Source organism: Solwaraspora sp. WMMB335, from assembly GCF_049179075.1.
GTDB lineage: Bacteria > Actinomycetota > Actinomycetes > Mycobacteriales > Micromonosporaceae > Micromonospora_E.
On sequence record NZ_JBMHMF010000001.1, the window covers coordinates 1,438,941 to 1,451,508 of the forward strand.

General features: G+C 72.0%; 11 protein-coding genes. 8 read left to right on the plus strand and 3 right to left on the minus strand.

Features of this window, described 5'->3' with window-relative positions:
- Window positions 1–334: 334 nt before the first annotated feature.
- Both ACN27F_RS05720 and ACN27F_RS05725 read right to left on the minus strand, forming a co-directional pair.
- Window positions 335–547, minus strand: coding sequence for a hypothetical protein (locus tag ACN27F_RS05720; RefSeq protein WP_421431559.1), 213 nt, complete (start codon window positions 545–547; stop codon window positions 335–337).
- Window positions 548–633: 86 nt separating this feature from the next.
- Window positions 634–1,461 carry a YcnI family protein gene (locus tag ACN27F_RS05725; protein ID WP_421431560.1) on the minus strand — a complete coding sequence of 276 codons (828 nt, stop codon included), beginning with the start codon at window positions 1,459–1,461 and terminating at the stop codon, window positions 634–636.
- Window positions 1,462–1,563: 102 nt separating this feature from the next.
- On the opposite strand from ACN27F_RS05725, the gene ACN27F_RS05730 reads away from it, so the two are divergent.
- Entirely contained in the window at window positions 1,564–2,733 is a 1,170-nt protein-coding gene (locus tag ACN27F_RS05730) for an MFS transporter (protein WP_421431561.1), read from the plus strand.
- Window positions 2,730–3,824: a hypothetical protein gene (locus ACN27F_RS05735; protein ID WP_421431562.1), complete on the plus strand. Its 1,095-nt coding sequence runs from the start codon at window positions 2,730–2,732 to the stop codon at window positions 3,822–3,824. The genes ACN27F_RS05730 and ACN27F_RS05735 overlap by 4 nt, the downstream gene beginning before the upstream one ends.
- Here the strand turns inward: ACN27F_RS05735 and ACN27F_RS05740 are convergent.
- Window positions 3,764–4,948 carry an acyl-CoA dehydrogenase family protein gene (locus ACN27F_RS05740; protein ID WP_421431563.1) on the minus strand — a complete coding sequence of 395 codons (1,185 nt, stop codon included), beginning with the start codon at window positions 4,946–4,948 and terminating at the stop codon, window positions 3,764–3,766. The genes ACN27F_RS05735 and ACN27F_RS05740 overlap by 61 nt on opposite strands.
- 93 nt (window positions 4,949–5,041) lie before the next feature.
- Here ACN27F_RS05740 and ACN27F_RS05745 point away from each other — a divergent pair, with 93 nt between their 5' ends.
- From ACN27F_RS05745 to ACN27F_RS05770, 6 genes are read left to right on the plus strand one after another with little or no spacing between them, the layout of a single operon-like run.
- Complete coding sequence (locus ACN27F_RS05745) at window positions 5,042–6,931, plus strand: CoA transferase (RefSeq protein ID WP_421431564.1); 1,890 nt, start codon at window positions 5,042–5,044, stop codon at window positions 6,929–6,931.
- Window positions 6,928–8,553 (plus strand): class I adenylate-forming enzyme family protein, encoded by a 1,626-nt coding sequence (locus ACN27F_RS05750; protein ID WP_421431565.1) that lies wholly within the window; start codon window positions 6,928–6,930, stop codon window positions 8,551–8,553. Before ACN27F_RS05745 ends, ACN27F_RS05750 begins: the two co-directional genes overlap by 4 nt.
- Window positions 8,550–9,254, plus strand: coding sequence for an ATP-binding cassette domain-containing protein (locus ACN27F_RS05755; RefSeq protein ID WP_421431566.1), 705 nt, complete (start codon window positions 8,550–8,552; stop codon window positions 9,252–9,254). The genes ACN27F_RS05750 and ACN27F_RS05755 overlap by 4 nt, the downstream gene beginning before the upstream one ends.
- A gap of 3 nt (window positions 9,255–9,257) precedes the next feature.
- The gene (locus ACN27F_RS05760) at window positions 9,258–10,145 is read left to right on the plus strand and encodes a metal ABC transporter permease (protein WP_421431567.1); all 888 of its coding nucleotides are present in this window, start codon (window positions 9,258–9,260) and stop codon (window positions 10,143–10,145) included.
- Window positions 10,066–10,857 carry a metal ABC transporter solute-binding protein, Zn/Mn family gene (locus tag ACN27F_RS05765; protein WP_421431568.1) on the plus strand — a complete coding sequence of 264 codons (792 nt, stop codon included), beginning with the start codon at window positions 10,066–10,068 and terminating at the stop codon, window positions 10,855–10,857. Before ACN27F_RS05760 ends, ACN27F_RS05765 begins: the two co-directional genes overlap by 80 nt.
- A gap of 25 nt (window positions 10,858–10,882) precedes the next feature.
- Window positions 10,883–12,532, plus strand: a complete 1,650-nt coding sequence (locus ACN27F_RS05770) for an FAD-dependent monooxygenase (protein WP_421431569.1) — start codon at window positions 10,883–10,885, stop codon at window positions 12,530–12,532.
- Window positions 12,533–12,568 lie beyond the last annotated feature (36 nt).

Consider the following 12,568-nt stretch of genomic DNA (forward strand, 5'->3'; position numbering starts at 1 on the left):
GACGGGCAAGCTGATTCATCTCCAGTGACCGGGCCATCGTCGCCTCGGTCTGCTCTGGAAGTTACCCGGAATTCTTCGGCCACTCATCCGGCCGGTTGCTCGGCTGCCCACGGAAGATGATACGGCACGACGATCGAATTGGTTCACGCGACGGCCGTCTTGCTGCCGGCAGTTCGTGGTCATCCGTGCTGCCACGTCAGTGACGCGTGCAAGGACGCCAGGCGGGACCCATTACATTGATGTGTATCAACGCGAATACGCCGCGATCCTCCACAGCGGATCGCGGCGTAGGTGTCGGCCGGAGTTCGGCCCGGACTAGCGGTTGTGCGGTCAGCTACGCCTTGGCGGCCTCGTCGAGCGAGCCGGCACGGGCGAGCTCGATGATGTCGCCGAGCTGTGCTCCGCTGAGCCGGATCGTGTTTCCGAAATCATCGGTGATCGCGATCCGCTGCTCGGCGGGTGCCGTCGGATCAAGGTAAAGCTCCGGACAGCCGCAACTGCAGTTGCCGCAAAGCGTCAGGACATGGATGAGATCCTCGGCTGCCATCGCGCCTCCAGACAAGAACATGCCGGTTCCACGGGTATGGTAACGACCATCAGGATCCCGACAGGTCACCCGGGACTCTTCCCCCACTATTCGCCGATTTTCTGGTCACCGGGAACCGAAGCCGGGTTCTGACCGACTCCCTGTCGAGGGGCTCCGCTCGCTGCTCCCGCCGGGATGCTCTTTCCTGGCAGCGTCCCCACCGTCGAGCGCACCGGTCGTACAGGACTCGCCCGGTGCGCCAGCGCAAGGAGCAACGCGGCAACCGCGACGACCAAGGCCGCGATCGCCAGCCCGAGCGCGAGCGCCGCACTCCGGGTTCCGGCACCCGGCAGTTGCCGGACGGTCGTCTGTGACAACCCGTGGTCATGGTTGTCGGCCGGCGCAGCGCCTGTCGCCCACAGCACCGGTGCCGGTCGGGACGGACTGTCGGCGCCCGCCTGGGGCGGCTGGTCCCAAGCGACCACCTGCTGGTCGGAGTAGGTCTGGTACGCGACGAACACCACCCGTTCCACGTCGGGTACCGGACCGATCGTCACCGCGAACTCCTGGAAGTTGTCACCGTCTATGGCAGCGTCGGCGGTCAGCGCTGTCCAGGTCACCGCGGCGACGGCACCGCCGCTGGACCGGGTCCCCGGGCCGCCCGCTGACACCCGGGCGACCTCGGCGTGCCAACCTGCCGTTTCCCGTACCGACGCGACGGTGATCGGTGGGTCGGTCGGGACCTCGACCCGGATCGCGACCGTACTGGCGTCGGGGTCCTCATTGGGCACCCGAAAAGTGAGCGTGACGGTCTCTCCCGGGTTGGCCTGCGTGGGGAGGACGGTCACGTGCGCGGCCGCCGTACCGGCCAGCGGCCCGGCAAGCAGGAACACCGCGATCAACCCGGCGATGGTCAGCCGACGTCCCGTGATCATTCGCCCATTATCGTTGCCCGACCGGGCGAGCCGGCGACACACGTCCGGGAACCCCACACCGGACCGGGCCGACTGATGTTGCGGGTGAGAGGAGATCAGCGGATGGGGACGCGATGGTGGCCGCCGGCCGCGGTGGCGACGGCGGCGATGGCCGTGTCGATGTTGCCGCTGTACGCGGTGAGCGCGTTGGGGCCCGAGTTGGCACAGGACCTGGCGCTGTCACGCGCAGCGGTCGGGGCGCTGGTGACAGTCGTGTTCGGGGTGGCGGCGGTGGTGTCGCTGTCGGCCGGCCGGTTGGTCGACTCGGCCGGTGCGCGGCGTAGCCTGCTGGCGCTGGCCGCGATCGTGGCGGTGGCGCTGTTGGCCGGCTCGGCGGCCGGCAGCTACCCGTTGCTGCTGCTTCCGGTGGCGGTGGCCGGGCTGGGTCTGGCGCTGGCGAATCCGGCCACGAACGTGCTGATCGTCGTGGCCGTGCCCGAATCGCGTCGTGGTGTGGCGGTCGGTCTCAAGCAGTCCGGTGTCCAGGTCGCGGCGGTCGTCTGCGGAACCGTGTTGCCGGTGGTCGCGGCCGGCTACGGCTGGCGGGCGGGGCTGCGGCTGGCCGCTGTGCTCGCGTTACTGCTGCTCGTGGTGACCTGGTGGCAGGTGCCGCAGGCGCCCCGCCGGGGCGCTGCGGGGGGACCCTGGTGGCAGTGGAAGCGACCCTCGGCGGCGGTAGCCCGCCTGATGGGCTATTCGCTGTTGCTCGGTGCCGGGCTGTCCACGGTCAACACCTACCTGCCGTTGTACGGCGTGCAGGAGCTGCGCCTTGCGGGCTGGTCCGCCGGAGTGTTGTTGGCGGTGTTCGGGGTCGCCGGAGTGGCCGGGCGGTTGTGGTGGACACGCTGGGCGGACAGGTTGACGGAAGTCACTTCCGCGCTGGTCTGGCTCTCCGGCGCCGCCGCCGGGTCGATGGTGTTGGTGCTTCTCGCGGTGTGGTGGTCACCGCTGGTCTGGCTCGGGGCGATCGGGGTCGGGATGTCCGCCACCGCTGCGAACGCGGTGTCGATGTTGGCGGTGATCCGGCGCAAGGAGGCGGCCGGTCACGCCTCGGCGTTGGTGTCGACCGGCTTCTTCAGCGGGTTCGTGGTGGCGCCGACGACCTTCGGGTTGCTCGCCGACCGGGGCGGCTACCCGCTCGCCTGGGTCCTGGTCACGGCCGTCTTCGCCGCGTCCGCTCTGGCCGGGCTCCGGCTCTCGGCCCGCCGGCCCGAGTCGGCGGTGGCGGCGTGACGACGCCCGGCACGGAGCTGACCGTGCCCGGCAGGGAGCTGACCGTGCCCGGCAGGGCACTGACCGCGATGCTGGGCCGGCTGTCCCGGATCGAGGCCGCGGTCGGCGAGCGTTTCCCGCTGTACGCCGACCCGGCCACCGGACAGTGGGCCAGCACCCGCCGTGGATCGTGGACCGGCGGGTTCTGGGCAGGCCTGCGTTGGCTCGCCGCGGCGGTCGACGCCGATCCAGCCGAGCGGACCGCGGCGGCGACGGTGACCGGCCGGCTCCTCCCGCGTGCCGCCGATGACACGATCACTCGCGCCATGATCTTCTGGTACGGAGCCGGCGCCACCGGCGGGCAGCTCTGCGCCGATGACGAGGCCGCCGCCGCCGCGCTCACCGGAGCCCGTGCGCTCGCCACGTCGTTCGACGGCCGGCTCGGCGTGTTCCCGGTCGGATCGGCGTTCGGCGGGTCGACCGATGAGCCACGACTCGGCGTCGACGCGTTGGCCGCGGTGGTGGCGCTGATGTGCTGGGCCGACCAATCGGTGCCAGGCGCCCAAGGGCTCGCCGGGCGGCACGCGGCGACCTGCCGGCGGATGCTGGTGGCGCCTGACGGCCAGGTGTGTGCGGAGCGTGCGCTGCCGGCCCGGCTACCGCCGCCGGTACGTGACCGGGTCTGGGCCCGTGGACACGCCTGGGGCATGCTCGGTTTCGCCGTCGCCGCTGAGCGGCTCGGCGACGGGTTCCTCGACGTGGCGTTGCGCACCGCCGACTGGTGGCTGGCGTCGGTGCCGACCCAGATACCCCTGGCGGTGCTGGGCCGGCCGGACGCCCCGCCGGACACCTCGGCCGCGGCGATCGCCGCGGCAGCTCTGTGGACGCTGGGCGGACTGCCGGTGGCGGCCGCCGTGCGCTACCGCACGGCAGCCGCCGCCACCGTCGCGCGGCTGATCGACGATCACCTGAGCCGTGACGGAGTGCTCCGGGACGGCTGCTACGACCTGACCGGTGCCCTCGCCTGCCGGCACGAACTCATCTGGGGAAGCTATTTTCTCGCCGGATTGCTCGCGGTGACCGGTGGTGCGGTCTCGGAGGCGATCTGGTAGTCGGCGAGCAGCCGGGCGGCGACGGTGGTGACGTGCAGTTCGTCCGGGCCGTCGAGGATCCGGGCGGCACGGGCGGTACGCAGCAGCATCGCCAACGCAGTGTCGTCGGTGAGCCCTTCCGCGCCGTACACCTGGATCGCGCGGTCGACGACGGCGTGCAACGCCCTGGCGGTGACGACCTTGGCGGTGCCGGCCGTTGTCCGGGCGTCGGCACCGGCGGTCAGCGTGGTGAGGGCGGCGTGGGTGAGAGCGCGCGCCGCGCCCAACTCCGCGTAACTGTCGAAGACGTACCCGTGCAGCAGTTGCTTGTCGGCCAGCGCCGACTCCCCGACCCGGCGGCTGGCCAGCCGGTGGCACAGCAGGTCGAAGGCGCGCGCGGTCTGACCCAGCCAGCGCAGGCAGCGTAAGGTCCGGCCGAGGGTGAGCCGCTCGGCGACGATCCGCAACCCACGGCCGGGAGCTCCGACGAGATGGTCCACCGGCACGCGTACGGCGTCCAACTCGATCTCGTACTGTCCACCCACGCCGAGCACCGCGACCTCGCGGACCACCCGGTAGCCCGGCACCCCGGTAGGAACCACCACCAGGCTGAACGTGTCCTTGCCGGATCGCGTCGGCCCGGTACGGCACACCACTGTGGTGAAACCGGCGTCGGCGGCCCTGCTGGTGAACCACTTGCGGCCAGTGACCACCAGGTCGTCGCCGTCGGCAACCACGGTGGTGGACAGCGCGGCCGGATCGGTACCAGGCACCCCCGGCTCGGTCATCGCGAAGCTCGGCGGGCAGTACCCGGCTGTCATCGGCCGCAGGAAGCGTTCCCGGACCGCTGCGGTGCCGTGCCGCTGCAGCATGGTCGCGTCGAGCAGCAGGTCCGACCCGAGCGCGGCGGGCCCGAAGTCGCTGTGGCCCTCGGTCTCGGCGATGCTGGCGTAGTCGGCCAGGGGCAGCCCTCGTCCACCGAGCGGCTCCGGCAACGGGATGCCCCACAGTCCTGCCGCACGGGCCTGTTCCTGGAGTCGGCGCAGGACCGCCGCCGCCGCTTCGTCATGTCTGGCGAGAGTCGGTTCCGCCGGCACCACCTTGGTCCGGACGAATTCGTCCACTCGGCGCAGGAGCTGCTGCATCTTTTTCCTTCGGGCATCGGGGTCGTACTCGTACGGACTGGATATCGCCGCGCCCCGGGAACCGGACCGCTGGAGCGCACGACTACTGCAGACGTGACAGTCGACGTCGGAAGCACCGGTACGGTAGTCGGGTCAGCGAGCGGTCTGGTTCCGGGCGATCCGTTGGCCGGATACGACTTCGCCGGTGCCACAGCCACCCACGCGGACCGGACACTCGGTCGGCACCTGGCGTCTCTCGGGGCCCGCCGGGTCGCTGGCGACGGCCAGCTGCGGCTGTCCGGTGACGGCGCGGCGGACCTGCCCGTCCGACTGGATTGGACCGATCCGGCGGCGACGCTGCTGGACGAGGTCACCGCTCAGGCACGGTGCGGGCTGATGGCCGTACACGGGCGGGCGCGGGGCGGGCCGGCCCGGATCGGGCTGGACTATGTCGGCACCGTGGCCGGGGTGGCTGCCGGTCAATCGGCGCTGGCCGCCGTGCTGGCCGGGTTGCGCGGCACACCCCAGCGCGCGGTCGAGGTCTCGGTGGCCGCGACGGCGCTGCTGACCGTGTCGCAGTACCTGGCCGCAGGCAGCGCCGACGATCCCGAGTACGTCGAGCCCTCGACCACGGTCGGCACGCCGCCACCGTTTGTCTGTGCCGACGGCACCCGGGTGGAGCTGGAAACGCTGGATCCACAGCCGTGGCTCCGGTTGTGGGCCGAGCTCGGTGTCACCGATGCCTCCGTCGTGGCTCGCGGCTGGCGGTCCTTCGTGCTGCGGTACGCCACCGCGACCGCCGCGCTGCCGCGCGAGCTGCACGCGGCCGTCGCTTCGGTGCGGCTCGACCAGCTTCGGGAGCTCGCCCACCGGGCCGGGGTGGCGGTGCAACCGGTACGTGGACACGCCGACCGGCGCAGCGACGGATACCAGCCCGGGGTCGACGTGGCCCCGTGGACCGTCCGCCCCGGCCCCGGACGCCTCGCCGCCACCGGACGCCTCGCCGCCACCGGTCGGATCGCCGGTGGCCCTGCGCTCGACGGCATGGCGGGCTCGGTCGGTCCGCTGGCCGGCCTGCGGGTGGTCGAGGCGGGCCGACGCGTCCAGGGTCCGCTGGCCGGCCAGCTGCTGCGGCTGCTCGGCGCGGATGTCGTCAGGGTCGAGCCGGTCGGCGGCGATCCCCTGCGCGCCATGCCGCCGATGGTGGGCGACTGCTCCGCCCGGTTCCTCGCCCTCAACCGGGGCAAGCGGATCGTCGAGGTTGATCTCCGCAGCCCCGCCGGCCGGGAGACGGTACGGGATCTGACCGCCACCGCGGACGTCTTCCTGCACAACTGGGCACCGGGCAAGGCGGCCGGTCTGGCTCTGGACGCCACTGACCTGTGGGCAGTCAACCCCCGGCTGACCTATGCGTACGCCTCCGGATGGGGTGCCGCCCTCGGTGACGACCCGCCGCCGGGGACGGATTTCATGGTGCAGGCGTACGCCGGTCTGGGTGAGCATCTTCGCCCACCCGGGGAGCAGCCCGCGGGCTCGCTGATGACGCTGCTCGACGTCCTCGGTGGATTCGTCGCCGCCGAAGGCGTCCTCGCTGGTCTCGTCGCCCGCTGGCGCAGCGGGCACGGCCAGCGGGTGGACAGCAGCCTGCTGTCCTCGGCAGGGGTGCTGCAGTCGCCGGTGCTGCGAGGCCGCACGGATCCCCGTCCCGCCTGGGGGCCGCTCGACGGCCCGGTGACCGGCACGGACGGACAGCTGGCCATGCCGGCCGGAGCGGACGCGGCGTCGGTGTGCCGACTGACCGGCACCACCGACGTGGCGGGTGCGCTTTCCCGGCTACACGGGTTGCCCGTGGACGAGGCTGTCGCGCTGCTGCGTGCCGGCGGTATCGCCGCCGTCCCGGTCTGCCCGGAGCCCGGCCTGCTGGCCCGCGACCCGGCCATGTCCACGCTACTCGACATCGACGGCTGCGCGTTCGTCAGATCCCCGTGGAGGTTCACCGCATGACCGTGCTGAACGTCGCCGACCTGGTGCCCGGTGAACTGCGGGACTGGTGGCGCCATGCCGGCTACTACCCTGGCACCGACCTGTACTCCTTGTTCACCACCCGGGTCGGCGAGCATCCGCAGCGTGCCGCGGTGATCGACGACGACGGCAGCCACTCGTACGCCGAACTGGCGGCGACGGCGGCACGGCTGGCCGGTGCCTTCGTCGAAGCAGGTATCGCGCCGGGCGAGGTCGTCGCGGTGCAGCTGCCCAACGGCTGGCGGGCGGTCGCGGTGGACCTCGCCGCAGCCGCGATCGGCGCGGTGGTGCTGCCGTACCCGATCGGGCGAGGCCGCCGCGACACGCTCACGCTGCTGCGACGTTCGCGTGCCGTGGCAGCGGTGGTGACCCACAAGTTCGGTGACGTCGCGTACGCCGATATCCTGCACGAGCTGCGCGGCGAGCTTCCGGACCTGCGTACCGTGATCGTGTCGGGCGCGGGTGGCGCGGCCAGCCTGGAAGGCCTGGCCACTGGTAGCGCGCCGCTGGATCGCCGGCCCCCGGTGCGGCCCGACGCGCCGGCCCGGATCCTGGTCTCCTCCGGTTCCGAAGCCGCGCCGAAGATGATCGTCTACTCGCACGAGGCACTCGCCGGAGGCCGCGGCGCGTTCATCGGTGCGCTGCACACCGATCCGGGTCCGATGCGCAATCTGTTCCTGGTCCCACTCGCGTCGTCGTTCGGTTCGTCCGGGACGGCGGTGACCGTGGCACGGTTCGGTGGGACCCTGATCGTACAGTCCCGGTTCGACGCGGGACGGTCCCTCGACCTGATCGACCGGCACGGCCCGCACCTGGTGTTCGGGGTGCCGACGATGTTCGCGATGATGCTGGATCAATCGAGGATCGCCGACATCGACACGTCGACGTTGCGGGCGGTGGTGGCCGGCGGTTCGCGGATCGATCCGGCGACGGTGGCGGCCTGCCGCGAGCGCTTCGGCTGTGCGTTCGTCAACTGCTACGGCTCGGCGGACGGGGTCAACTGCACCACCGATCCCGTCGCCGCGCCGCCGGACGTGCACTCGGCGGTCGGCCGGCCGAGCCCGGCGGTCGCGGCGATCCGTGTCGTCGGGGAGGACGGCGCGGATGTCGCCGCCGGTGAGGTCGGTGAGATCTGGGGACTCGGCCCGATGAGTCCGTTGTGCTATGTGGACGCGGAATTCGACGCCCGGTACCGTGCGGACGGCGGCTGGGTGCGCACCGGGGATCTGGGTCGGATCGATGACGACGGTTTCCTGCACGTCGTGGGCCGGCGCAACGAGATCATCATCCGGGGTGGGCGCAACCTTTCCCCGGTGGAGGTGGAGTTGCTGATCGCCCAACACCCGGCGGTACGCCAGGTCGCCTGCGTCGGGGTGCCCGATCGGCTGATGGGCGAGCGGATGGCTGCCTGCGTGGCGCTGCGGGCCGACGTGGACGTACCGACCCTCGCCGAGCTGACCGACTACCTGACCGAGGTGCACGGGTTGGAGCGGGCCAAACTGCCGGAGCACCTACGGGTGTTCGAGGCGCTACGGCTGTCGCCGGCAGGCAAGGTCGACAAGCGGTGGCTACGCGAGCAGTTGGCCAGCGGGCTCGACCGGTGATCCGACGCCCGCGCACCACGGCACCGGTGGTGGCCGACCGCGACGTGGCCGGCGGTTCGGCCGGTGCGAGTGTCGTGTTCACCGGCGTCACCTGCCGGTACGGCCGTCGTAGGGTGGTCGACGCGGTCGACCTGGCGGTCGAGCCCGGCGAGCACGTCGCGCTGACCGGGGCGAACGGTTCCGGCAAGACGACGCTGCTGCGTACGGTTCTGGGGTTGCATCCGATCGTCGAAGGCACGGTCGCCGTCGGCGGCGACGTCTGCGACACCGGTCGGTCCGGCTGGACGCGCCGGCGGCGGCAGGTGGCGTGGGTGCCGCAACGGCTGACACCGGGCCGGTTCCCGCTGCTGGTACGAGAGTTGCTGGCCAGCGTCGGCGACCGGACGGCGGTTGGTGCGGCGGCCGGTGCGGCGACGACGCTCGGTGTCGCCGAGCTCGACGACCGACCGCTCCACACCCTCTCTGGTGGACAGTTGCAGCGGGTCTTTCTCGCCAGGGCGCTCGGCGCGGTCGCCGCCGGCGCCCAGGTACTGCTGGCCGACGAACCCACCGCCGCGCTCGACTTCGACGGCCAGGAACGGGTCGCGTCGCTGCTCGCCACGCTGGCGGTCACCGTCGTCGTGGTCTCCCACGACCGGGCGATGGCCCGGGCCTGCGACCGGGTCGCCGAGATGGCCGCCGGCAAGCTCAGGGTGATCTGACCGGTGGAGCAGTTCCTCGATTTGTGGCACCTGACGGCGGTCCGGCGGTCGGCGGCCGGTCTGGCGATCGCGGCCGTCGGCCTCCCGATCGTCGGTGTGTTCATCGTCGGGCTGGACATCATCGCCGTCCGGTTCGCGATCATGCATGTGGCCCTGCTCGGCATCGCCGTCGGGCTGCTGACCGGGCTCGACCCGATGCTGTGCGGGCTGGCCGCCTGCGGCATCGCCGGCGCCGGCGTCGCGCCACTGGCCCGGCGTCCGACCGGGCTGCCCGGCGCGATGGGTCTGTTGATGACCTTCGCGATCGCCGCGGCCCTGCTGGTGCTGTCGGTGTCCGGAGTCAACGCCACCGGTGCCTTCGAGCTGTTGTGGGGCTCGATCCTGGCGACCCGCACCGTCGACCTGGTCGTCCTGACGGTGCTCACCGTCGTCGTACACCTGCTGTTCTGGCGCTACCGGCGACAGCTCGCGCTCCTGCTGTTCGACCGGGAACTCGCCCTGTGTTCCGGCGTGCCGGCCGGCGGGCTGATGCTGGCGCTGCTGGTCGTCGTGGCGGTCGCGATCGGTGCCTCGATCCGGCTCACCGGAGCGCTGCTGGTCGACGCACTCACCATTCTCCCCGCCCTTGCCGCCCGCAATCTCGGCCGGTCGCTGACGTCGATGGTCGGCTGGGCGGTCGCTTTCGGTATCGCCGGAAACAGCGTCGGTTTCACTGTCGCGCTGCTGCTCGACCAGCCGCCCGGGCCCGTCCTGGTTCTGGTGGCCGGCACCCTGACCCTGCTCACCTATCTCGTTCCCGAAGGAGCCATTGATGCGCTGGTCCCGAATTCTCGTCGCGCTGACCGCGACGGCCGCACTCGCCCTGTCGACGACCGGGTGTGGCAGCACTGACACCGATTCCGACGCCGGGACCGAGGGCCCGGCCCCGGCGGCCGGCCCGGCCGTCGTCGCCTCCACCACCTGGGTCGGTGCGTTGGCAAAGGCCGCCGGCGCCACCGACATCACGGTGATCGCCCCGGCCAGCCTGCAGCATCCGCCGGACTACGACCCGAAGCCCAGCGATCTCGCTGCGGTCACCGACGCGGACTATGTGCTGTACGCGGAGTTCGACGGCTTCGCCGACCGGCTCACCGAAGCGGCCGGCAGCGGCGCCGAGCTGGTCACCGTACAGCTGGAGAACACCCCGGCGGCGATCACCGCCGAGGTGACCCGGCTCGGCGAACTGTTCGGCACCGCCGACGCGGCCGCTACCTGGCTGGCGGAGTTCGACAGCACCTACGCCGACCTGTCCGAACAGGTCAAGGCGGCGGCACCGGCACCCAAGACGGCGGTGGCGCAGCTGTTCGTGGCGTACTGGGCCGAATTCGCCGGCCTGCAGGTCGCCGGCACCTACGGCCCGCAGCCGGTCACCGCGAGCGAGCTGGCCGACCTGACCGCGAAGCAGCCGGCGCTGGTGCTGGCCAACGGTCACCTGCCGGGGGCGAACCCGGAGGTCGACGGCGCCACTCGGGTCGACATCGTCAACTACCCGGCAGCAGACCTCGACCTGCTCGCCGTGTTCCGCACCAACGCCGACAGCCTCAGCACCGCGCTCGCAGGCTGACAACCGCGGGCCTGGGCTGGAACCGATGTCGGAGGAGAAGACGACACGGGCCACCGCCGTGCTCGTCGTCGGCGGCGGGCCGGTCGGGCTGAGCCTCGCGATCCGCCTCGCGCAGTTCGACGTGCCCGTGCTGCTCGTGGAACGGCACCGCGACACCGCCGTGTTCCCCAAGGGGCGGGCGTTGAGCGTGCGCACCATGGAGATCTACCGCAGCTGGGGTTTGGAGCGGGCCGTCACCGCCGCCGGCCTGCCCCGCGACCACCTGGCCTTCTACACCGGTCGCAGTCTGACCGACCCCGACGGCGCCCGGATCGTCACCGATCCGGGCGCCCGGCCGCTGCCCAGTCCCACGCACACGCTGCTCTGCTCGCAGGATCGTCTCGAACCGTTGTTGCGCTCCTGTGCCGAGCGGCTCCTGCCGGACCGGATCCGGTTCGGGACCGAACTGGTCGAGCTGGCGGTCACCGGCTCCGGGGTGTCCGCGTTGGTGTACGACCGGCGCGGTGGCCGGCACATGTCGATCACCGCTGACTACCTTGTCGGCTGCGACGGCGCCGGCAGCGGCGTCCGCCGGCGCAGCCAGATCGCCCTGGCCGGCCCCAGTGATGTATCCAGCAATCTCAACATCCTGTTCGAGGCCGACCTGGCCGGGCTGGTGGCGGATCGGCGTAGCGCGGTTTACACGATCACCCGACCGGGCCTGCACGGGGCGTTCCTCGCCGTGGACAACGACCGACGGTGGCTGTTCAACGTGGTCGACGACAGCGACGGCACGCGCCTGGACCGATTGGACGTCGCTGCCTGCCGTGCGCTGGTCCGGCAAGCCGCCGGTGTGCCGGAACTCGCGGTCACCGTGGTCGACCGCCAGCTGTGGCGCGCGGCGGCCCAGGTCGCCGACCGCTTCCGGTGCGGTCCGGTGTTTCTCGCCGGGGACGCCGCCCACGTCACCACCCCGTACGGCGGGTTCGGGATGAACTGCGGCATCGCAGACGCGGACAACCTGGCCTGGAAGCTCGCCGCGGTCCACCACGGCTGGGCCGACGCCGGCCTGCTCGACACGTACGAGGCCGAACGACGCCCGGTCGCGCTGGCCAGCGCGGCAGAGAGCCATCGCCGGCTGGTCGACGCGCTGCGGGCATACCGGGCCGGCGCACCGCCACCGGTCGGGCGGCCCAGTGAAGGTCTCGTCCTCGGCTACCGGTACGCGTCGACCGCGGTGCTCGCCGACGGCACGCTGCCCCCGGACGGCGATCCGGTCGCCGATTACGTGCCGACCGCGCGGCCCGGCCACCGGATGCCGCACCGGTGGCTGCACCGGGACGGTCGGCGGCTGTCCACGCTAGATCTCGTGGGTCCCGGACTGACCCTGCTCGCCGGCCGGGACGCCGAGTGGGTGGCCGATCCGGCGGGCGTGCCCAGCGAGGTGCCGCTCACTGTGTGGCGCATCGGCGTGGGCGGCCTGCGCGATCCGGATGCGGAGTGGCACGACAGCTACGGGATCGCCACCGACGGCGCGGTGCTGGTCCGCCCGGACGGCCATGTCGCCTGGCGGACCCGACGAGCACCGGCAGAGGCTCTGGGTGATGTCGTACGGAGGTTCTGCCAGCGGCCAGGGCCGGGCCGGCCAGACGGCGTGGGAGGCCCGGGCAACCGGGGTCAATCGCCGGTTGGCTGATAGTCGAACCAGTCGAACCGGACGGTGCCGGTGGCC

Bases quoted from the DNA above. Each gene is read 5' to 3' on its own strand.
- ACN27F_RS05720 (WP_421431559.1), bottom strand. From the start codon at position 547: ATGGCAGCCGAGGATCTCATCCATGTCCTGACGCTTTGCGGCAACTGC.
- ACN27F_RS05750 (WP_421431565.1), top strand. From the start codon at position 6,928: ATGACCGTGCTGAACGTCGCCGACCTGGTGCCCGGTGAACTGCGGGAC.
- ACN27F_RS05730 (WP_421431561.1), top strand. From the start codon at position 1,564: ATGGGGACGCGATGGTGGCCGCCGGCCGCGGTGGCGACGGCGGCGATG.
- ACN27F_RS05765 (WP_421431568.1), top strand. From the start codon at position 10,066: ATGCGCTGGTCCCGAATTCTCGTCGCGCTGACCGCGACGGCCGCACTC.
- ACN27F_RS05740 (WP_421431563.1), bottom strand. From the start codon at position 4,948: ATGCAGCAGCTCCTGCGCCGAGTGGACGAATTCGTCCGGACCAAGGTG.
- ACN27F_RS05770 (WP_421431569.1), top strand. From the start codon at position 10,883: ATGTCGGAGGAGAAGACGACACGGGCCACCGCCGTGCTCGTCGTCGGC.
- ACN27F_RS05725 (WP_421431560.1), bottom strand. From the start codon at position 1,461: ATGATCACGGGACGTCGGCTGACCATCGCCGGGTTGATCGCGGTGTTC.